Origin of the sequence: Mesorhizobium sp. M0991 (genome assembly GCF_040318915.1) — a bacterium.
Lineage (GTDB): Bacteria > Pseudomonadota > Alphaproteobacteria > Rhizobiales > Rhizobiaceae > Mesorhizobium.
Genome location: NZ_JAMYNE010000007.1, coordinates 225516 through 246608 on the forward strand (window position 1 = coordinate 225516; position 21093 = coordinate 246608).

The following is a 21093-nucleotide window of genomic DNA, read 5'->3' on the forward strand; positions in this document are numbered from 1 at the left end:
GCACCATGACAGGGCCCACTTGCAATCAGGTTACTGCAATTGCTCAGTTTCTCCGCTTATGTATCCTATCTCGGCTCAACGGCTCCTGAAATCAGTCAAAGACACGATGCGGCTATGAACGAACGAATTGAGACGGTGACGCTTTGGCGTCCGGTTGGGCCACGCGAACTGGAGTTGATCCAGAAGTCAGGGATGCGCGCCTTTCCGCCTCGACTCGCCGATCAGCCGATCTTCTATCCGGTTACAAGCGAGGCCTATGCCACCCAGATCGCCCGGGACTGGAACGTGCCCGCGAGCGGATCAGGTTTCGTGACGCGTTTCGAGGTGCGTCGCAGCTTTCTGAACCGCTACAGCGTCCAGCATGCCGGCAGCCGGGCGCATCTGGAATACTGGATCCCGGCCGAAGACCTGTCCGCCTTCAACGATGCAATCGTCGGCCAAATTGAGCTTGTCGCCGAGTTCCGTTAGGCTAGCCTTTTTTGCGGGCCGCCGCGGCCGAAGCAAAACGCTCGCGCAACTCCTTGCCCTTGCCGGGCAGCGTCCGCTGGCGGGAGCGGCCGAAAGCCAGCGCATCGTCGGGCACGCTTTCGGTGATGACGCTGCCCGAAGCGATGTAGCCGCCCTTGCCGATCGACACCGGCGCCACCAGCGAGGAGTTCGAGCCGATGAAGGCGCCCTCGCCGATATCGGTGAAGAATTTCGAATAGCCGTCATAATTGCACGTGATGGTGCCGGCGCCGATATTGGCGCCCGCGCCGATGCGGGCATCGCCGATATAGGTCAGGTGATTGACCTTGGCGCCCTCCTCGACGATCGCCTGCTTTACCTCGCAGAAATTGCCGACCTTGGCTTTGTTTCTCAGATCGGCCCCGGGCCGCAGCCGCGCGAACGGCCCGACATCGCAATTCGACGCGATGGTGGCGCCTTCGATATGGCTGAAGGCATGGATCTTGGCGCCCGTGGCGATTTTCACGCCCGGCCCGAACCAGACATTGGATTCGACGATCGTATCGGCACCGATCTCGGTATCGTGCGAGAAGAACACGGTTTCAGGCGCAATCAGCGTCACCCCGGAAAGCATCGCTTCATGGCGTCGACGCGTCTGCCAGATACCTTCCGCCTGAGCAAGCTCGGCACGGTTGTTGATGCCGAGCGCGTTCTCGAAACTGGCTTCGGTGGCGACCACATCAAGTCCCTGCGCAGCCGCGATCTCGACGATATCGGTGAGATAATACTCGCCCTTGGCGTTCTTGCTGCCGACTTGATCGAGCAGCATCAGCGCATGCCTGCCAGCGACCGCCATCAGCCCGCCATTGCAGAAGGTGACTTTCTTCTCCTCGTCCGAGCAGTCCTTCTCCTCGCGTATGGCGACGAGCTTGCCGGCCTTTTCGATAAGCCGGCCGTAGCCCGAAGGATTTTCCGTACGGAAGCCGACCACGACGACGGCCGCACCTTCCGCCAGCTTCAGCCGCGCCGCCGCGAGCGCTTCCGGATCGATCAACGGCGTGTCGCCAAACATCACTAAGATGTCGTCATAACCCTTTGATATTGCTGCGCGTGCGGCAAGCACGGCGTGCGCGGTGCCGAGACGTTTTTCCTGAACGAAAGCCTCGGCCTTCGGCGCAAACTTGAGTGCGGCCTTGCGCATCTCATCGGCGCCATGGCCGATCACCAGCGCCAGATCGCCGCTGCCGGCGGCTTCGGCCGCCTTGACGACATGGGCAACCATCGGCAGGCCGGCGATTGTGTGCAGCACTTTCGGCACTACACTCTTCATGCGCGTGCCTTCGCCAGCGGCGAGGATGATGGACAGGCAGGATCTCTGGCTCATGGGGACAGCAACCGTTGAAAGGGGTCTGGAATCGAAGCGTTAGTAGCACCGGCGCCATGCTGCACCAATGCGGTTAAATTCCGGTGAGGCGTGGAACCTCCTACCCGCGACACGCCCAAGCCCGATCGGCTCAAGCGGCTTCCGGCTCGTTACGCGATGCGAAGACGGGAGTTCGGCCACGGCTATATTGCCGCGGCGAACAGTTCATGACCCGCTTGAAGGCTGTGCTGAACGCGCTTTCGGATTCGTAGCCGAGCGACAGCGCGATGACGGCGACGGGATCGCTGGAATTCGTCAGCCGGTCGCCGGCCAGCAGCATTCGCCAGCGCGTCAAATAGTCCATCGGCGACGCGCCGACCGTCTCCTTGAATCTGAGCGCAAAGGTCGATCGCGACATGCCGGCCCGTTCCGCCAGCTCCTGTAACGTCCAGCCATGTGCCGGATCGTCATGCATGGCGCTGATCGCCGCGCCGATCTGTTTGTCCGCCAGGGCAAAGAGCCAGCCGATGCCACCTTTCAATCCTTCTGAAAGATGCAGCCGCAACGCCTGAACCAGCATCATGTGGGCGAGGTGCTGGATCACCAGAAAGCCGCCCGGCTGCGGCTCGCGCAGCTCTTGCATCATCCGCTCCACCGACCAGCGCAGCGCCGACTGGTCCGACTCTTTGCGGATATGCACAATGGCTGGCAGCATCCGCAACAGGATGCCGGCATGATTGCCGCCAAGCGCGAAGCGGCTGCTGACCAGAAAGAAATCACCACCGCCATTGTGGGTCACGACACCGCCGGCTCGCGCAGGCGGAAAAATCTTGACGGCTTCAACAGGCGTCAAGCTCATGTCGCTTGCAAGGCGGAAAGGCCATCCACTCGGCAGCAGGAAGCAGTCTCCCGTCTCAAGGCGCACTGCGTCAGCAACGCCCTCCACAGATAGCCAGCAACGGCCGGAGACCACCGCTCCGGTCTTGATGCTTTGCTGCTGGTCGGGGAACTGGATCGACCATTCACCACCAGCATCGAAACCGGCCGACATATAGTTTCGCGGCTTCAGCAGCGAGAGCACATCTGAAAGGGGATCCACAGGTCATTCCGGACGATTGCGAAGACAATACGGACTTTACCGCATAGATCGTATTTTCTCAAGCGCCTATCACGACACAACTGGGCCGCGAGCATGGTCGTGGTCAGAAATGAACAAGGAGAAGTCGTGATGCGTGTTTTCGTTACCGGAGCGACCGGATTCGTCGGTTCTGCCGTCGTTCAAGAACTCATCGGCGCCGGCCATCAGGTGCTCGGCCTCGCCCGCTCGGAGGCGTCGGCCAAGTCGCTTGCCGCCGCCGGAGCCGAGGTGCATCGAGGTGACCTCGAAGACCTCGAAAGCCTCAGCAGCGGCGCAGCAGCAGCCGACGGCGTGATCCATACCGGCTTCAACCACGACTTCTCGAAATTCGCGCAAAACTGCGAGATGGACCGGCGCGCCATCGAGGCCTTGGGCGGTGCACTCGAAGGCTCCGAGCGGCCCCTGCTCGTCACCTCCGGAACCGCGCTCCAGGCGCGCGGCCGTACAGCGACCGAGGAAGATGCGCCTGTTCCCGCTTCCGCCTCATATCCCCGCGCCTCCGAAGCGACAGCCGCCGCGCTGCCGGCACGCGGGGTGCGCGCGTCGGTTGTCCGCCTTCCGCCGTCGGTCCATGGCCAGGGCGACCACGCCTTTGTTCCTATTCTCATCGACCTTGCTCGCAGGAAGGGCGTGTCGGCTTATGCCGGCGAAGGGCTCAATCGCTGGCCCGCCGTGCATCGGTTCGATGCCGCTCGCGTTTACCGGCTTGCGCTCGAGCATGGAGCCGGTGGCGGGCGATATCACGCGATCGCCGAACAAGGCGTGCCGTTCAAGGACATCGCCGGCGTGATCGGCAGGCGCCTGAACGTGCCGGTCGTCGCCAAGTCCGGGGAAGAAGCCGCCGATCATTTTGGCTGGTTCGCGATGTTCGCGGCGATGGATGTCCCGACCTCGAGCGAACGGACTCGCGCGCTGCTGGGGTGGGCGCCGAGCGGACCCGGGCTCATCGCCGATATCGACCAGCCGGGCTATTTCGAAGGTTGAACGGACCACGTAGCTGCGGTGCCTTGCGCCGCAGCTACGGCCTCGCGCTTCGGCCGGGCGGCGAACCTAGCCCAATTGCCCCAGCACCGGAAAATTCTCGAGCAGCCAGTATGACACCGTCTGCACGCCGCCGGTCAGGAAAAACACGCCGGCGACCACCAACAGCGCGCCGATGGCTTTTTCGACGCGGCCGAGATGGACGCGGAATTTTCCGAGAAAGCGCATGAAGGCGCCGGAAAACAGCGCAGCGATCAGGAACGGTATGCCGAGGCCGAGCGAATAGGCGGCAAGCAGCAGCGCGCCCTCGCCCACCGTCTCGCGGCCGCCGGCAAGCGTCAGGATTGGCCCCAGCACCGGGCCGATACAGGGCGTCCAGCCAAAGGCGAAGGCCAAGCCCATGACGTAAGCGGCGATCAGGCTGGCCGGCTTGCCTTGTGACTGGAAGCGCGCCTCGCGTGAAAGCAAAGGGATGCGCAGCACGCCGAGGAAATTCAGCCCCATCAGGATGATCAGCACGCCGGCCGCCATTGCCAGCGGCTCCTGCCAGACCCGCAGCAGATGGCCGATGGTCGAGGCGCCGGCGCCGAGCGCGACGAAGACGGTCGAGAAGCCGAGCACGAAGGCGATGGAGGAATTAACCAGCGCGCCTCGCGCACCGGCCTTTGCCGCAATGCCGGCCTCGCCGCGGAAATCGTCGACCGACACGCCGGCCATATAGCACAGGTAAGGCGGCACCAGCGGCAGCACGCAGGGTGACAGGAACGAAATTGCTCCCGCCCCGATCGCACTGACATAGCCGACGTCCAATGCCATTTCCGTCTCCAGATGACTGCGCAGCCATATAGCCGCGACAACGGCCGTCCGCCAATCACCATCGCGTGGCCCATCACGTGGTCCCCGTTACTATCGCGTGGCAAGTCGTCGCCCTCGCCTGATCGACGGGAAAGCAGCCCGGGAAGAAAGGGCCGCCAGGCAGCGTTGATCACAACGAAGCCGCGGTTCCGCGCGCTTTTCGAACGATCCAGGGAGAAGTCCATGAAAACGATCGCAATTGGCATGGCCGCGCTTTTGCTCGGCACTGCCGCATCCTTCGCCGCCGAGGCGTGGAAGGAAGCGGAGGTCGGCGGCACCAAGATCTACACCGATGCCAGCGGCATGACGCTCTACACCTACGACAAGGACGAGGCCGGCAAGTCGAACTGCTACGACAAATGCGCCGCCAATTGGCCGCCGCTGAAGGCTGACGCCAACGCCAAGGCCGAGGGCGAATGGACGATCGTCGACCGCACCGACGGCACCAGGATGTGGGCCTACGAAGGCAAGCCGCTCTACACGTTCAGCAAGGACAAGAAGGCCCGCGACCTCGCCGGCGAGGGTGTCGGCGGCGTCTGGCATATCGCCAAGGCCGACTAAGCCTTGAGCTTCTGATCCGCTGTAACAGGCGGTAACACGGCTGGTCGCCGGGAACTTGACCCAACCGCCCCGGCGGCCAGCTTTTCAGCACGCCAGTTCCTTGCGACTGTCCGAGCAAAATGCCGGGCTACCGATTGCGCGCTTCACAGCATCTGTTCAAGCAGGGCTGGCGCGTGCTCGATGTTTCTCTTATATCCGCGGGAGAGTTTGTCCCGTTCTCCAGGATCAATTGCCGGGTTTGTTCAGCGATAGGCTGGCCATTTCCCTTGTCCAGGATTGCGGAAAATCGCATGGCGCGCCGTTGGGTTGCGCATTCGGTACAGGGCCGTATTTTGACTGCTTGGCCTTGACCGGATGCAAAAGCGCGGCCATGTGAGCGACACATTGAACGAGATTTCGTCGCGCGCAGCGGAATTCTTCTGCCGCATCACAACTGATATGAGACCGTATGGACGTCGTCGTCGTCGAATCGCCGGCCAAGGCGAAGACAATCAACAAGTACCTCGGCAAGAACTACAAGGTTCTGGCCTCGTTTGGCCATGTCCGCGATCTGCCGGCCAAGGATGGCTCGGTGCGTCCGGACGAGGACTTTGCCATGTCCTGGGCCGTCGACACCGCGTCTGGAAAGCGTCTCGCCGATATCGCCAAGGCGGTCAAGGACGCCGACGGGCTGATCCTCGCCACCGATCCGGACCGCGAGGGCGAAGCGATCTCCTGGCATGTCTTGGAAGTGCTGAAGCAAAAGCGCGCGCTGAAGGACAAGCCGGTCAGCCGCGTCGTCTTCAACGCCATCACCAAGGCGTCGGTGCTGGAGGCGATGGCCAATCCGCGCCAGATCGATGCGCCGCTGGTCGATGCCTATCTCGCCCGCCGCGCGCTCGACTATCTGGTCGGCTTCACGCTGTCGCCCGTGCTGTGGCGCAAGCTGCCCGGCGCCCGCTCCGCCGGCCGCGTCCAGTCGGTGGCGCTACGTCTGGTCTGCGACCGCGAATCCGAGATCGAGCGCTTCATCCGCGAGGAATACTGGCAGGTCGCCGCCATTCTCGGTACGCCGCGCAAGGAAAATTTCGAGGCGCGGCTGACCGCCTTCGAGCGCAAGAAGCTGCAAAAGCTCGACATTTCCAACAAGGCGCAGGCCGACGACATCAAGGCGATGCTCGAAGGCGCCAGCTTCAAGGCAGTGTCGGTCGAAGCCAAGCCGACCAGGCGCAATCCCGGCCCGCCCTTCACCACCTCGACGCTGCAGCAGGCAGCCTCATCGGGTCTCGGCTTTTCGGCCAACCGCACCATGCAGGTGGCGCAGCGGCTCTATGAGGGCATGGAGATCGGCGGCGAGACCACCGGCCTGATCACCTATATGCGAACCGATGGCGTGCAGATGGCACCGGAGGCGATCTCTGCCGCACGCGATGCGATTGCCAAGGAATTCGGTGCCAAATACCTGCCTGAAAAGCCGCGCGTCTATTCCGCCAAGGCCAAGAATGCCCAGGAAGCGCACGAAGCGATCCGTCCGACTGATTTCATGCGCACGCCGGCTTCCGTCAGGCAGTATCTCGACGCCGACCAGGCGCGGCTTTACGAGATGATCTGGAAACGCGCCATCGCCAGCCAAATGCAGCCGGCCGAGATCGAGCGCACCACGGTTGAGATCGAGGCCATCAACGGTTCGCGTACCGCCGAGCTTCGTGCTGTCGGCTCGGTTGTTCGTTTCGATGGCTTCCTTGCCGCTTACATCGAGCAGAAGGAAGAAGATTCGGAAGACGAGGAAAGCCGCCGCCTGCCCGAGATCCGTGCCGGCGAGCAGCTCACCCGCGAGGCGATCAACGCCACCCAGCACACCACCGAACCGCCGCCGCGTTATTCGGAAGCTTCGCTGATCAAGAAGCTGGAAGAGTTGGGCATCGGCCGGCCGTCGACCTATACGGCGATCCTGAAGACCCTCGAGGATCGTGACTATGTCACCATCGACAAGCGCAAGCTGGTGCCGCAGGCCAAGGGCCGGCTATTGTCGGCATTCCTCGAAAGCTTCTTCGAGCGTTATGTCGAGTACGACTTCACCGCTTCGCTGGAGGAAAAGCTCGACGAGATTTCCGACGGCAAGCTCGCCTGGAAGGACGTGCTGCGCGATTTCTGGAAGGATTTTTCCGGCGCCGTCGCCGACATCAAGGAGTTGCGCGTCACTGACGTTCTCGATGCGTTGAACGAGGAACTGGCGCCGCTGGTGTTTCCCGCGCGGGAAGACGGTTCGAACCCGCGCATCTGTCCGAAATGCGGCACCGGCAACCTGTCGCTGAAGCTCGGCAAGTTCGGCGCCTTCGTCGGCTGTTCGAACTATCCCGAATGCTCCTTCACCCGCCAGCTCGGCGACGCCGCCAATCCCAATGGCGAGAACGGCAATGGCGAAGACGGCACCAAAGTGCTCGGCAAGGACCCCTATACCGCCGAGGAGATCACGCTGCGCAATGGCCGGTTCGGCCCCTATATCCAACGCGGCGACGGCAAGGATGCCAAGCGCTCCAGCCTGCCCAAGGGCTGGACTGTCGATTCGATCGATCACGAAAAGGCGCTCGCCCTGTTGTCGCTGCCGCGCGACGTCGGCAAGCATCCGGAATCGGGCAAGATGATTTCGGCCGGGCTGGGGCGCTACGGGCCGTTCGTGCTGCATGACGGCACCTACGCCAATCTCGACAGCATCGAGGACGTGTTCTCGATCGGCCTCAATCGCGCCGTCTCGGTGATCGCCGAAAAGCAATTGAAGGGCAAAGGCGGCCGCAATGGCGGCACAGCCGCTGCGCTCAAGGAACTTGGCGAACATCCTGCAGGCGGCGGCAAGATCGTCGTGCGCGACGGCAAATACGGGCCTTATGTGAATTTCGGCAAGGTTAATGCGACGCTGCCGAAGGGCAAGGATCCGCAATCGGTGACGATCGAGGATGCGGTGGCGCTCATTGCGGAAAAGGAAGCCAAGGGCGGCAATGGCGCCAGGAAGCCCTTCCGCAAAGCGGCCGCGCCTGCGAAGAAACCGGCTGCGGCCAAAAAACCGGCGGCCAGGAAAAAGGGATAGGACGGGTTGGCGCGCAAAGTCTCCGGAAGAAGCCACGGCGATCTGCGCACCGCCGATACCCGTGCCAAGGTCAGGGACAATTACCGGCCTTCACGCGACGAGATACTGCGTTACATCGCCGAAAATCCGGACCGCGCCGGAAAACGCGACATCGCCAAGGCGTTTGCGCTGCGCGGCGAAGACCGTATCTGGCTGAAGGACGTCTTGCGCGACCTGCAGGATGAAGGCCTGCTGACCAAGGAGCGCAAGCGGCTTGCCCGCGTCGGCACCCTGCCCCACGTCGCGGTGCTCGACATCTTCGGCCGTGACGCCGATGGTGTGCTGCTGGCGCACCCGACCGAAGCCGTGGGCAATGGCGAACCTCCGGTCATAGCGATCCGCGTGTCGCGCGGCGGCAATGGCCCGACGCCGGGCATCGGCGACAGCGTGCTGGCCAAGACCTTTCCGACCGACGATCCGGCAGGCCCGGCCTATACCGGCCGGGTAATGAAGATATTCGAGAAGCGCACCGATGCGGTTCTCGGCGTTTTCCGTGTGCTGAAGGACGGCACGCTCCGCATCGAGCCGGTGGAAAGGCGCCAGCCGGAGCTGGTCGTCGACAAGGAATTCCAGAACGGCGCCAAGAATGGCGACCTGGTCGAGGTCGAGCCGGCGCGGGCCTCCCGCTACGGGCTGCCGAGAGCCAAGGTTCTGGCGGTGTTGGGGTCGCTGACCAGCGAAAAGGCGGTCTCGATGATCGCCATCCACGCACATGACATTCCCCATATTTTTCCCGCGGACGTCATCGCCGAGGCGGAGGCGGTCAAGCCGGCGACGCTTGCCGGCCGCGAGGATTGGCGCGAGCTGCCGCTGCTCACCATCGATCCGGCCGATGCCAAGGATCATGACGACGCGGTGTTCGCTATGCCCGACACCGACGAGAAGAACGCCGGCGGCGTGGTTGTCACCGTCGCCATTGCCGATGTCGCTGCATACGTGCGCTATGGCACGGCGCTTGATCGCGAAGCGCTGAAGCGCGGCAATTCGGTCTATTTCCCCGACCGAGTCGTACCAATGCTGCCGGAACGCATCTCGAACGACCTCTGTTCGCTGCGCGAGGGCCAGGATCGTCCGGCAATTGCGGTGCGTATGACTTTCTCGGCCGATGGTCACAAACTCAGACACTCATTCCATCGCATCATGATGAAGTCGGCGGCGAAACTCGCCTATCAGCAGGCGCAAGCGGCGATCGACGGCGCACCGGACGACACGACTGGCCCGATCCTCGATGCGGTGCTGAAGCCGCTATGGGACGCCTACGCGATCCTGAAGCGCGGCCGCGACACGCGCCAGCCGCTCGAACTCGATCTGCCCGAGCGCAAGATCCTTCTCAAGCAGGACGGCACCGTCGACAAGGTCGTCGTGCCGGAGCGGCTCGACGCGCACAAACTGATCGAAGAGTTCATGATCCAGGCCAATGTCGCCGCCGCCGAGACGCTGGAGGCGAAGCGGCAGGCGCTGGTTTACCGCATCCACGATGCGCCTTCGCTCGCCAAGCAGGAATCGCTGCGTGAATTCCTGCAGACGCTCGGCCTGTCGCTGGCGCGCGGTGCACAGATGCGGCCGAACCAGTTCAACGGCATCCTCGCTCGCGTGCGCGGCGCCGACAATGAGGGGCTGGTCAACGAAGTGGTGCTGCGCTCGCAGAGCCAGGCCGAATATTCGCCCGCCAATATCGGCCATTTCGGCCTCAATCTTAAGCGCTACGCGCATTTCACCTCGCCGATCCGCCGCTATGCCGACCTGATCGTGCATCGTGGGCTGATTGCCGCACTCGGCCTTGGTCCGGGCGGCCTGACGAAGGACGAGGCGGAACGGCTGGAAGAGGTCTCGGCGCTGATTTCGGCGACCGAGCGGCGCGCGATGGCCGCCGAGCGCGACACGGTCGACCGGCTGATCGCCGCCTATCTCGCCGAGCGCATCGACGACCGTTTCGACGCCCGCATCTCGGGCGTCACCAAATCGGGCCTGTTTGTCCAATTGCCGCAGTATGGCGCGGATGGCTTCATTCCGGTTTCAACCCTGGGCGGCGACTACTATATATACGACGAAACTGCTCGATCGCTTTTCGGAGAACGCACCGGCAAGGGCTATCAGCTTGCTGATCGCGTCGAGGTTCGCCTGATCGAGGTGGCGCCGATGGCCGGCGCGATGCGTTTCGAGATGCTGACCGAGCCAAAGCCGCTGCCCGGCTCCAAACGGTCGTTCCACAAGGCCAAAGGCCGCGCCCGAGCGTCGCAATCGCGTCCAGGCTCGCGCGGCAGGAGACGGTAATGCCAACAGAACTGCAGGTGGAAGAACGGGTTTTCGGCGGCGAACATCACTCGGGCCGGACGGCCCGGCCGCTATGGACGGCAATGAAGCGCGGCATGCTCGGCCGCTGCCCGCATTGCGGCGAGGGCAAGCTGTTTCGCGCCTTCGTCAAAACCGTCGACAAATGCGATCGTTGCGGCGAGGAGCTCCACCACCATCGCGCCGACGACCTGCCGGCCTATCTTGTGGTGGTCATTGTCGGCCACATCGTGCTCGGCGCCTTCATGGGTGTCGAGGCGACCTCGACGCTGTCGACCTGGCAGCACATCGCCATCTGGGTGCCATTGACCATCATTCTCGCCGTCGTCCTGCTGCAGCCGGTCAAGGGCGCTGTCATCGGCCTGCAATGGGCGTTTTATATGCACGGCTTTGGCGGTGAAGAAGATCTGATCGAGTCGCATCCCGAGGCTTGAAACCGAGGCTGGCGCAAATCGGCATGGCTGAACGCCACTTTCGCATCGGAGAAGATTCCGCTAGGTCGAGCGCATGGACGTTGTGACCAAGGCGGAAGTCGACAAGGTTGAGCGGGTCGCGCTCGAGGCCAAGCCTATACGCCCGCGCGACGCCGCGACGCTGATCCTGCTCGACCGCAAGGGCGATGAGTTCCTGGTGCTGATGGGCCGGCGCCACGCCCGTCATGCCTTCATGCCGGGAAAATTCGTGTTTCCGGGCGGCCGCACCGATCCGGCCGACAGCCGCATCTCGATAGCCACTGCACTTCATCCCGAGGAAGAAGCGAGATTGACCGCTGGCATCGGTCGCACCAGCCCGGCCCGCGCCCGCGCCATTGCCTTGTCGGCAATCCGCGAAACCTATGAGGAGGCCGGCTTGCTGATCGGCCAAAAAGGCACCTTCGCGACCGCCAGGCGCGACTGGCAGGGCTTTGTCGAACACGGCGTCATCCCATCACTGCAAGCGCTGCGCTTCGTCGCACGCGCCATCACACCGCCCAACCGGGTGCGCCGCTTCGATACGCGCTTTCTCGCCGCGTGGCGCGACGACGTCGCCGTGGAGCTGCCGGATGGCGGTCCGACCGACGAGTTGGAGGACGTCGTTTGGCTGCCGCTGGCCAAGGCCAGGCAAGCCGATATTCCAGACATCACGCGCACGGTCCTGGAGGAGCTGGAAACGCGGCTCGCCCGGGATCCGCTGCTGAGCCCCGGCGGTCCCGTGCCGTTCTACCGGCTTGTCCGCAATCGCTTCGTCCGCGAAATTCTCTAGAGCAGCCAGGCATTTCATGACAGTGGATACCCAGCGAGAGGTCGAGGAACGCGTACACTGGCTGCCGATGGTCGCGGCGATCTCGTCGATCAGCGTCGTCGGCATTGCCATCGGCCTCGGCATGCCACTGCTCAGCGTGATCCTGGAAACGCGTGGCCACTCCGCGTCGATGATCGGTCTCAACACCGCGGTCGCCGGCCTCGCCTCGATCGCCGGCGCGCCGCTCGCCACCCCGCTCGCCATGCGGTTCGGGGTCGCCTGGACGATGCTTGCCATGATTGCGGCCGGGGCGCTGGCCTTTGTCGGTTTCCATTTCGCACCAGCCTTCTGGATGTGGTTTCCGTTGCGCGTGCTGCTGCATATCGCGCTGACGGTGCTGTTCATCCTGTCGGAATTCTGGATCAGCACCTCGGCGCCGCCGCACCGACGCGGCCTCGTCCTCGGCATCTATGCCACAGTGCTGTCACTCGGCTTTGCCGCCGGGCCATGGCTGTTCGCTCATCTCGGCAGCAGTGGTTTTCTCCCCTTCGGCGTCACCATCGCGCTGGTAACGCTGGCTGCCATACCGGTTCTGGCGGCGCGCAACGAAAGCCCGACGATCGTCTCCGACGGCGAAACCAGCAATTTCCTGCGTTACATCTGGCTGGTGCCGACGGCGACCGCCGCCGTGCTGGTGTTCGGCGCGGTCGAGACCGGCGGCTTTGCCCTGTTCCCGGTCTACGGCAACCGCATCGGCTACTCCGAAGCGGACGCAGCCCTGTTGCTCACCATGATCGGCCTCGGCAACGTGCTGTTGCAAATCCCCATCGGCATGATCAGCGACCGCGTCAGCGACCGCCGCTATCTGCTGATGGCCTGTGCCACTGTCGGGCTTGCAGGCACGGTCTTCATGCCGTTCTTCGCGCAGAACTGGCATTTGATGGCAGCGCTTCTGTTCGTCTGGGGCGGTGTGGTCGCTGCCATGTACACAATCGGTCTGGCGCATCTCGGCTCGCAGCTTTCCGGCCACGAATTGGCCTCCGCCAATGCCGCCTTCGTGCTTTGCTACGGTGTCGGAATGGTGCTTGGCCCGCAGGCAATCGGCATCGGCATGGACGCTTTCGGGCCGTCGGGCTTCGGTTGGGCGCTCGGCCTGTTCTTCGCCTGCTATATCGTGCTGGTCGGCACCAGGCTGCTCCGCAAAATCCTCTGAGCAGGCCCCGCTGCCGACATCACTCCCACTGCTGACCAACTACTGACACAACCATGTCAGGAGGGCTCGAGTATATGCTCCCTCAAAGTGCATAAGCAGGGAGACCTCGGATGATCGACAGTGGCTTTGAAACGAAATCGCTGCGGATGGAATTGCTGCTGCTGGTGACCTTTCAGGCACCGGCAGCCGATGTCGACCGCATTATGGAGGCGGTCGTCGCGATCGCACCGCTCAGAATGGGCAAATATGACAGCAATGCCTTTCAGTCGGCGGACGGCATCGAACGCTACCGGCCACTTGAAGGTGCCGCCGCCGGCGCCGAAACGGAATTACGCATGCGGCCGGGCACTGTCGAGGTGTCGTTCGAACTGCCTGACGACCAGAAGCTCGCCGCTCGCGTCGTCGAAGCGATTTACCAGGTTCACAGCTATCAGGAACCGGTGATCCGCATTCAGCCACTGCTTGCCAGCCGCTCCAAGGGTCTCGACGATCGCACCAACCCGAACCGCTGGTGGAACACGACGGGAGATTGGAAGAAGGCGATGCGGCCGGAAACCGTCGCGGCGGAGTGACCGGAATCTGGTCGTATCTCGGTTTGAATTTGGCTGTCAGGAAGCCTGCCAATGAATGATGAAGCAAACCGCAAACCGGCAAGCGATCCCCAGGACCTGGCGCGGCTATTGGTTTCTCGCGAGCAAGCGGGAGACGCGGAAGGAATGGCTGCTCTTTACGAACCCGGTGCCGTCCTCGATACCGGCAACGGACAGTTGGCCTGCGGCAGAGACGCCATCAGCCGATTTTACGCCAAGTTGGTGGCAGCGGGACGAAAGTTTGATCTCGGAGATCAGCGTCCGACTATCATCAACGGGGATTTGGCGCTTACGTCCACGCGCCTTGCCGATGGCACCGTGACTGCGGAAATCGCTCGCCGGCAAAGTGACGGGAACTGGCTTTGGGTGATCGATCAGCCGTCCATCGCTCGATACTCATAGCCAGCATTCAAACTGAGACGCCACCCGGAGCCTGCTTAGGACGGCCGGAGGCACACAGGAGCCTCCCGCGGCCGTCGGCAGCCAATCAAGTTGTCGGGTTTTGGTAGCACATCAATTGTCCGCTTCATCCCCAGCCTCCATCGGCTGGCAATAAACCCGGACAACTCATGTGCTACCTAATCCGGACAACTCATCTGCTTACGACACAGAACCTGGACAAGGGTTGACTTTCCGGGCGCGTTCTTTATGTGTCGCGGCAAGTTTCCCGCGTCCGGGTGTTTCCCCGTGCTCCAGCGGCCAAAACTCCACGAACATTAACGGACGAACATCATGGCCAAAGCCGCAAACATCAAGATCAAGCTTCTGTCGACCGCCGACACCGGTTTCTTCTACGTGACCAGCAAGAACAGCCGCACCAAGACGGACAAGCTGTCGTTCCGCAAATACGATCCGGTCGCCAAGAAGCACGTCGAATTCAAGGAAACCAAGATCAAGTAATCGGGTTTTCTCTCGCAGTACCGAATCGCCGCCCTCCGGGCGGCGTTTTTCGTTTCGGGAATACAGGACTAGCCGATGCGACCGCCGCTAGCCGGATCGAACAGATGCAGCGATGCCGGATCAGCCGACAGGCGCACGGCCTCACCCGGCTTCACGCTGGCCCGGCCCATGGCAAACACGCAGACCTGCTGGCCGGCAAGCCTGGCATAGAACTGGGTCGACAGGCCGAGCGGCTCCACGACACCCACCTCGCCTTTCAGCGGGCCATTGTTGGCGAGCCGGATATGCTCGGGCCGCAAGCCGACGGTGATCGCATCGCCATCCCTGAGCGGCAGGCCGTCCGGCAGCCTCAGCTTCTGGCCGTCGGCCAGGATGGCATCCGGCTTGGCGCCCTTTTCAACCACGGCAGGCAGAAAATTCATGCCGGGCGAGCCGATGAACCCGGCGACGAACATGTTGACCGGCCGGTCGTACAGATCGAGCGGCGCACCGACCTGCTGGACGAGGCCGTCATGCATGACGACGATGCGGTCGGCCATTGTCATTGCTTCGGTCTGGTCGTGGGTGACATAGACCGAAGTGGTCTTCAGTTGCTGGTGCAGCGCCTTGATCTCGGCGCGCATGTGGACGCGCAGCTTGGCGTCGAGGTTCGAAAGCGGCTCGTCGAAGAGAAAGACCTTCGGGTCGCGCACGATGGCCCGTCCCATGGCGACGCGCTGACGCTGGCCGCCGGACAATTGCCGCGGCAGGCGCTGCAGAAGCGCATCGAGCCCGAGCCGCTTGGCAGCACTGTCCACCCTTGCATCGATCGCCGGCTTGCCGGCCTTCCTCAGCATCAGGCTGAAACCCATGTTTTTCGACACGTCCATGTGCGGATAGAGCGCGTAGGACTGGAATACCATGGCAATGTCGCGGTCCTTTGGCGCGATGTCGTTGACTAGGCGCTCGCCAATATGGATCTCCCCGTCGGAGACTTCCTCCAGCCCGGCGATCATGCGTAGCAGGGTCGATTTCCCACAGCCGGACGGGCCGACCAGAACGACGAACTCACCGTCGGCGATTTCGAGATCGACCGCGTGCAGGACGCGCACGGCTCCATAGTCTTTGCGGACTTTGTCGAGTGTGACGGAGGCCATCGATCTATCCCTTGACGGCACCGGCGGTAAGGCCGGTGACGAGGTAGCGTTGCAGGAAGGCAAAGAAGACGCAGACCGGGATCAGCGCCAGGATGGAAGCCGCCATCATCTGTCCCCAGTCGACCGCGAATTTGCCGATATAGGTGAGCAAGCCGACCGCGAAAGTCTTCTGGTCGTCGCTGGAAATCAGCATCAGCGCAAACAGCAACTCGCTCCACGCGGCGGTAAAGACGAAACCGAGCGTCGCGCCCATGCCGGGCAGCGTCAGCGGCACGATCACCTTGCGCATCGCCTGCAGGCGCGTGCAGCCGTCGATCATCGCCGCCTCTTCCAGGTCTCGCGGGATGCCGTCGAAGAAAGATTGCATCAGGAAGGTCGCAAAGGCCGTATTGAAGGCGGTGTAGATGACGACGAGGCCGGTCAGGCTGTTGATGAGGCCGATCTGTCCCATGATGCGGTAGATCGGCGGAATGACCATCACCAGCGGAAAAGTCTGGGTGAGCAAAAGCAGGATGGCCAAGGTCGCCTTGCCGCGGAAGGAAAATCGCGACATGGCGTAGCCGGCAAGCGTGGCAATGACCGTTACGAAGGCTGCCGTCGACACCGAAACGATAACGCTGTTCAGGAAGTAGCGCGGAAAATCGGTGGCTTCGAGCACGGTGATGAAGTTCTGCAGCGTCGTTTGCGACGGCCAGAAAGTGATGCCTTCGGAATAGAGCAGCCGCTCCGGCGTGACCGAGATCTTCAATGTCCAGAAGATCGGGAACAGCGCGAAGGCCATGTAGGCACCGATGGCGCCGTAAAGGCCGATGCCGCCGACAACGCGCGAGGAAGCGGAACGTCCGGCAATCATCAGACGTGCCTTACCAGCGAACGGCGGATGCCGATCAGCGCAACCGCATAGACGATGAGCAGCACGAGCAGCAGCACCGCCACAGCCGAGGCATAGCCCTTGTCCAGCGACTTGAACGCGCTGACATAGATATAGACCGGCACCGTGGCCGTCGAACCGGCAGGCCCGCCTTCGGTCATGACGAAGATCAGGTCGGCGAAGGTGGCGATCCATATCGTGCGCAGCATGACGGTAATGACGATGGTCGGCGCCAGGAACGGCAGCGTCACCTTGGTGAAGCGCTGCCACGGCGAGGCGCCGTCGATCGCCGCCGCCTCATGCAATTCCGACGGGATCGACTTCAGCGCCGCCAAAAGCGTGATGGCAAAAAAGGGAATGCCGAACCAGACATTGGCGACGATCGGCCCCCACATGGCGGTCGACGGATCGGAGAGCACGTTGGTAGGCTCGGCTTTCAGCCCCAATGCGTAGAGCCAATGCGGCAGCGGCCCGATGATCGGATTGAACAGCCAGGCCCAGGTCAGGCCGGAGAGGAAGGACGGCACCGCCCAGGGCAGGAAGACCACGGCCTGTACGATCTTTCTGCCCCGGAACGGTGTGTCGAGCAGCAGCGCCAGGCCAAGTCCCAGGAAGAATTGGAAGAACAGGCTGGCTGCCGTCCACCACAGCGTGTTGACGAGCGCCTGCCCGAGCACGGGATCCGACAGCATCGCCTGATACTGCCCAAGCCCGACATATTCGGATTTGAAAGCGGAGAATTTGCGGAACGAGTAACCGATACCGATAACCAGTGGCACCAAGAGCACGACGACCAGCAGCACGATCGCCGGGCTGAGATAGAGCCAGGGCTCGATCGCAGCATGGGATAGCCGCTTCTTTCGCGGCCTGCCGGCGGATCGTATTTCGGACACGGCGTAGGTCATTGGTGCTGGATCGTCTCCTGGAACAAGCATGGGCTGGCGACAGCGCCTTCCCCGTTTACGGGGAGAAGATGCCGGCAGGCAGATGAGAGGCAGCGCGAGCCAAGTCGGGTTGGCGCCGCCCCTCATCCGTCACTTCGTGACACCTTTTCCGCGTGAACGGGGAGAAGGGAGGAAAGCTATTTCTTGTTCTTGGCCATCCAATCCTGCTGTTCCTTGGTCAGGAACTTGGCCCATTCGTCGGCCACGTCCTTGGCCGCCTTCTGACCAAGCAGCACTTCCTGAAAATTCTTGATCGCCACCTGGTCGACGAAATTGCCGAGATTTTCCAGATGCGTCGGAGGCGTCACCATCTCGTATTTGTCGCCGTTGTTCAGTTCCTCGAACCAGCCTTTGAATTGCTCCGTCCTGAAGTGAGCGTCCTGGTCGGCGCCGTTGTGGATCGGAATGACGCCGACTTCCTTTGCCCATTCCAGATTGTCCTTGGGCGACAACAGCGTCGCCATCAGCTTCCACGCATCGTCCTTGTGCTGGGAATTGGCGAACATCGCCCAGCCGGCATAACCGAGCGTCGGATAGGATTTGCCGCTCGGCCCGACCGGCATCGGCGCCACGGCGAAGTCGTCGGCGCTCATCTTGTCGGCGATGCCGAGCAGCGCGTCGGGATCCTGGTTCAGCATGGCGCAGGTGCCGCTGTAGAAGCCGGTGACGGTCTCGTTAAAACCCCAGCTCACCGCATCTTTCGGCGCCAGGCCGTTCTTGTACATGTCGGCGAGCATCTGCAGGCCCTTGACCGAGCCTTCCTCGTTGATGGTCGAGGTGCCGTCCTCGTTGAAATAGCCGCCCTTGCCCGCGGCGATGTTCATGAACATATGCATGCCGTTGAAGGCGCCCGGGCCGCCGCGCAGGCAGTAGCCATATTTGCCCGGTATCGCCGAGATCTTCTTGGAGTCTTCGACGAATTCATCGAGCGTCGCCGGCGGACCGTCCAGGCCGCCCTCTTTGAACAGCTTCTTGTTCCAGAACAGCGCGTTCAGGTAATAGCCGTAAGGGATCATGTACTGCTTGTTGTCGACCGTCGAGCCGAACTGCTTGGCACGTTCGCCCAGCGTTTTGGCATCGTCCCATTTGGACATGTATGGCCCGAGATCCTCGAGCTGGCCGTTGGTCGCATAGAGACCCATCCAGCGTTCCGGCATCTCGACGATGTCGGGCGTGTCGCCGGCCTGCACCATGGTGAGGAATTTCTCGAATGCCTGGCCCCAGGGCAGCGATACCAGCTCGATCTTGACGCCCGGATTGGCCGTCTCGAACTCGGCGATCTGCTTCTTGAGGAATTCGGTACGCGGCGGACTGGTGATGACCTCGACCATCTTGACCGTGGAATCGGCCAGCACGCTGCCGGCGGAAATCGCAAGACCCGCGACGGCACCAAGAAGGATGCTCAGTTTTTTCATGTTCAGCACTCCCATTTTGAACGGCTCCTTTTATCTTTTTGCTCTGTCGAAGGCCTGGGCAACATCCGCCCACAGGTCTTCGACACTCTCCAATCCGACACTGAAGCGGATGGTTCGGGGGCTGACGCCGAAGCGCGCCATCGAATTCAGGCCCGGCGTCTGCTCGAGCGAGGCCTTTGCCGGAACGACCAGGCTCTCATGGCCGCCCCAGCTGACGCCGATGCGAAAGAGTTTCAGCGCATCGACGAAAGCCGGGATGTCAACGTCTTCCGTCACCTCGAATGAGAACAGCCCGGCATAGCCGGCAAGCGTCGCCTTGCCTGGATGGTTGGAATAGGCCGGGTGGTTGACCCGCTCGACATTGCCATGCGCCTTCAGCCGTTCGGCGATGGTCAGCCCGCTCTTCATGTGATGCGGCAACCGCAGCGGCAATGTGCGCAGGCCACGCAGCAACAGCCAGGCCTCGAAAGGCGAAAGTTTGCCGCCGAGGTAGGAATAGGTCTGCTCGTTGATGTGTCGAATATGGGCCGCCGAACCGGCCACCACACCGGCGACGGTATCGCTGTGGCCGCCGAGATATTTCGAAGCCGAATGCAGCACCAGGTCGACACCGTGCGAAATCGGCTTCTGGAACACCGGGGTCGCCCAGGAATTGTCGATCGTGGTGACGATGCCCTGCTCTTTGGCCAGCCGTGCCAGATGGGTTATGTCCTGAAGCTCGAACATCATCGACGTCGGGCTTTCCAGGTAAAGCAGCTTGGCGCCGGGAAGTGCTGCCGCGACCGCGTCCGGATCGGAACCGTCGACATAGTCCACCTTGATGTTGAGCCGCGGCAACAGCCGTTCGAACAGCCTATAGGCGTCGCCGTAGCAATTGCGCACGACGACCATGCGCTCGCCGGCACCGACGAAAGCAAGCACCGTGGCGCTGATCGCTGCCATGCCACTGGAAAAGCCGCGCGCGGCCTCCGCCCCTTCGAGAGCGGCGACACGCGCCTCGAACTCCATGACCGTCGGGTTGTCGCCGCGCGAATAGATCGGCTGGCGTCGCCTGCCGGCGAATGTGTCGGCCATCTCGGCATAATTGGCGAAGGTGAAGAGCGAAGTCTGGTAGATCGGCGGTACCACCGCACCGCCGGGGAAAGGCTCGTCATGGGCGAGAAGCGTCGCCGCCTCGGCGAGATAGTCGTTTTCGAAATCGGCGGAATGGTCGCTCATTTCTCGCCTGAAAGTTTGAGTTTGGCCGCACCGCGCTTCAGATCGTCCTCGACGGTGGCGATCAGCTTGAGCGCCTCGGCCCGGGCTCCCTCCGGATCGTGCGCGGCGATGCGTTCGTAGATCGTACGGTGGTAAGGAAAGCTGGCGTGGCCGAAATCACGAACGCCAAGCGGATGCTCCCAGAAACGATGGAACAGTTCGTGCATGGCGGCGATGATCTGCTCGAACAGCGGATTGCCGGACGTGCGATAGATCGACTGGTGGAATTCCCAGTCCTCCTCCGCCGACATGCCGGCGCGCGCGTGGAAGGCCTGCTCCATAATGTCGAGCTTGCGCGCGATCTCGGCGATCTCGGCCTGGCCCGCGCGAACGGCGCACAGGGCGGCGGCTTCCGCTTCCAATGCCCGGCGGATTTCCAGCGTCTGCATCAGGCTGGTGAAATCATTGCCGCCGGCCAGCGTCAGCGGCATGTGCAGCATGTCCAGCGAGACCACTCCCTTGAGATAGGTGCCGCTGCCTTGCCGGCGTTCGACCAGGCCGAGCCCTTCCCAGCGCGTCAGCGCCTCGCGCACGGTGTTGCGGCTCACCTTGAGGCGCTCGGCAAGGATGCGTTCGGTCGGCAGTCTCTGGCCGGGCCCGAGGGCTTCGCGCATCACAAAGCCGGCCAGCGCCTTGAGCACCGCGTCGTCGCGAGCAGTTGCCTGTATGGGGGAAAGGCCGAATTCGGTCATGCCAACGGGTCACAAATGGCTCAATGGTCCAACCAATTTCGGCATAGAAGACAGGCCCTGTCAATCGGCTGCAGGCACATTCGCACCCGCCCCCAGCGTGCGGATCAAGGGGCG

General features: G+C 62.6%; 20 protein-coding genes. 11 read left to right on the plus strand and 9 right to left on the minus strand.

The genetic code is table 11. The features are described from left to right. The first annotated feature begins 114 nt into the window (after window positions 1–114). Window positions 115–468, plus strand: a complete 354-nt coding sequence (locus NKH70_RS13755; RefSeq protein ID WP_352720998.1) for an ADP-ribosylation/crystallin J1 — start codon at window positions 115–117, stop codon at window positions 466–468. A gap of 1 nt (window position 469) precedes the next feature. Here the strand turns inward: NKH70_RS13755 and glmU are convergent, their stop codons facing one another. Beyond that, window positions 470–1831, minus strand: a complete 1362-nt coding sequence (gene glmU / locus NKH70_RS13760; RefSeq protein ID WP_352720944.1) for a bifunctional UDP-N-acetylglucosamine diphosphorylase/glucosamine-1-phosphate N-acetyltransferase GlmU — start codon at window positions 1829–1831, stop codon at window positions 470–472. 130 nt (window positions 1832–1961) lie between these two features. Further along, window positions 1962–2909, minus strand: a complete 948-nt coding sequence (locus NKH70_RS13765) for an AraC family transcriptional regulator (protein WP_352914186.1) — start codon at window positions 2907–2909, stop codon at window positions 1962–1964. Window positions 2910–3038: 129 nt separating this feature from the next. On the opposite strand from NKH70_RS13765, the gene NKH70_RS13770 reads away from it, so the two are divergent. After that, window positions 3039–3932 carry an SDR family oxidoreductase gene (locus NKH70_RS13770; protein WP_352720941.1) on the plus strand — a complete coding sequence of 298 codons (894 nt, stop codon included), beginning with the start codon at window positions 3039–3041 and terminating at the stop codon, window positions 3930–3932. A 66-nt stretch (window positions 3933–3998) separates the two neighbouring features. On the opposite strand, the gene NKH70_RS13775 is transcribed toward NKH70_RS13770, so the two are convergent. Next, window positions 3999–4745 (minus strand): cytochrome c biogenesis CcdA family protein, encoded by a 747-nt coding sequence (locus NKH70_RS13775; protein ID WP_352720938.1) that lies wholly within the window; start codon window positions 4743–4745, stop codon window positions 3999–4001. A 222-nt stretch (window positions 4746–4967) separates the two neighbouring features. Between NKH70_RS13775 and NKH70_RS13780 the strand changes: the two genes are divergently transcribed. The 9 genes from NKH70_RS13780 to rpmG all read left to right on the plus strand — a co-directional run bounded on the left by NKH70_RS13780 (window position 4968) and on the right by rpmG (window position 14664). Beyond that, the gene (locus NKH70_RS13780) at window positions 4968–5345 is read left to right on the plus strand and encodes a COG4315 family predicted lipoprotein (RefSeq protein ID WP_353025447.1); all 378 of its coding nucleotides are present in this window, start codon (window positions 4968–4970) and stop codon (window positions 5343–5345) included. Between the two features lie 448 nt (window positions 5346–5793). Next, the gene (topA, locus tag NKH70_RS13785; RefSeq protein WP_352914181.1) at window positions 5794–8409 is read left to right on the plus strand and encodes a type I DNA topoisomerase; all 2616 of its coding nucleotides are present in this window, start codon (window positions 5794–5796) and stop codon (window positions 8407–8409) included. A gap of 6 nt (window positions 8410–8415) precedes the next feature. After that, window positions 8416–10722, plus strand: coding sequence for a ribonuclease R (gene rnr, locus NKH70_RS13790; protein WP_502908355.1), 2307 nt, complete (start codon window positions 8416–8418; stop codon window positions 10720–10722). Then, the gene (locus tag NKH70_RS13795; RefSeq protein ID WP_352667881.1) at window positions 10722–11174 is read left to right on the plus strand and encodes a DUF983 domain-containing protein; all 453 of its coding nucleotides are present in this window, start codon (window positions 10722–10724) and stop codon (window positions 11172–11174) included. The genes rnr and NKH70_RS13795 overlap by 1 nt, the downstream gene beginning before the upstream one ends. Before the next feature lie 73 nt (window positions 11175–11247). Beyond that, on the plus strand, window positions 11248–11982 hold the full coding sequence (locus NKH70_RS13800; RefSeq protein ID WP_353025448.1) for an NUDIX hydrolase: 735 nt from the start codon (window positions 11248–11250) through the stop codon (window positions 11980–11982). Window positions 11983–11998: 16 nt separating this feature from the next. After that, the gene (locus NKH70_RS13805) at window positions 11999–13174 is read left to right on the plus strand and encodes an MFS transporter (RefSeq protein ID WP_352667885.1); all 1176 of its coding nucleotides are present in this window, start codon (window positions 11999–12001) and stop codon (window positions 13172–13174) included. 110 nt (window positions 13175–13284) lie between these two features. Then, complete coding sequence (locus NKH70_RS13810) at window positions 13285–13746, plus strand: YqfO family protein (RefSeq protein WP_352720932.1); 462 nt, start codon at window positions 13285–13287, stop codon at window positions 13744–13746. 51 nt (window positions 13747–13797) lie between these two features. Continuing rightward, window positions 13798–14166, plus strand: coding sequence for a YybH family protein (locus NKH70_RS13815; RefSeq protein WP_352720930.1), 369 nt, complete (start codon window positions 13798–13800; stop codon window positions 14164–14166). Between the two features lie 330 nt (window positions 14167–14496). Continuing rightward, on the plus strand, window positions 14497–14664 hold the full coding sequence (gene rpmG / locus NKH70_RS13820; protein WP_006201775.1) for a 50S ribosomal protein L33: 168 nt from the start codon (window positions 14497–14499) through the stop codon (window positions 14662–14664). 68 nt (window positions 14665–14732) lie between these two features. Here rpmG and NKH70_RS13825 read toward each other — a convergent pair whose 3' ends face one another. From NKH70_RS13825 to NKH70_RS13850, 6 genes are all read right to left on the minus strand, one after another. Beyond that, entirely contained in the window at window positions 14733–15800 is a 1068-nt protein-coding gene (locus NKH70_RS13825; protein WP_352914176.1) for an ABC transporter ATP-binding protein, read from the minus strand. Between the two features lie 4 nt (window positions 15801–15804). After that, complete coding sequence (locus tag NKH70_RS13830) at window positions 15805–16653, minus strand: carbohydrate ABC transporter permease (RefSeq protein WP_352720926.1); 849 nt, start codon at window positions 16651–16653, stop codon at window positions 15805–15807. Then, window positions 16653–17576 (minus strand): carbohydrate ABC transporter permease, encoded by a 924-nt coding sequence (locus NKH70_RS13835; RefSeq protein ID WP_352720925.1) that lies wholly within the window; start codon window positions 17574–17576, stop codon window positions 16653–16655. The genes NKH70_RS13830 and NKH70_RS13835 overlap by 1 nt, the downstream gene beginning before the upstream one ends. Window positions 17577–17752: 176 nt before the next feature. Next, window positions 17753–19030 carry an ABC transporter substrate-binding protein gene (locus NKH70_RS13840; protein WP_352720923.1) on the minus strand — a complete coding sequence of 426 codons (1278 nt, stop codon included), beginning with the start codon at window positions 19028–19030 and terminating at the stop codon, window positions 17753–17755. 30 nt (window positions 19031–19060) lie between these two features. After that, window positions 19061–20248 carry a PLP-dependent transferase gene (locus NKH70_RS13845; protein WP_352466360.1) on the minus strand — a complete coding sequence of 396 codons (1188 nt, stop codon included), beginning with the start codon at window positions 20246–20248 and terminating at the stop codon, window positions 19061–19063. Continuing rightward, window positions 20245–20979, minus strand: coding sequence for a FadR/GntR family transcriptional regulator (locus NKH70_RS13850; protein WP_352466359.1), 735 nt, complete (start codon window positions 20977–20979; stop codon window positions 20245–20247). Before NKH70_RS13850 ends, NKH70_RS13845 begins: the two co-directional genes overlap by 4 nt. Window positions 20980–21093: the final 114 nt, after the last annotated feature.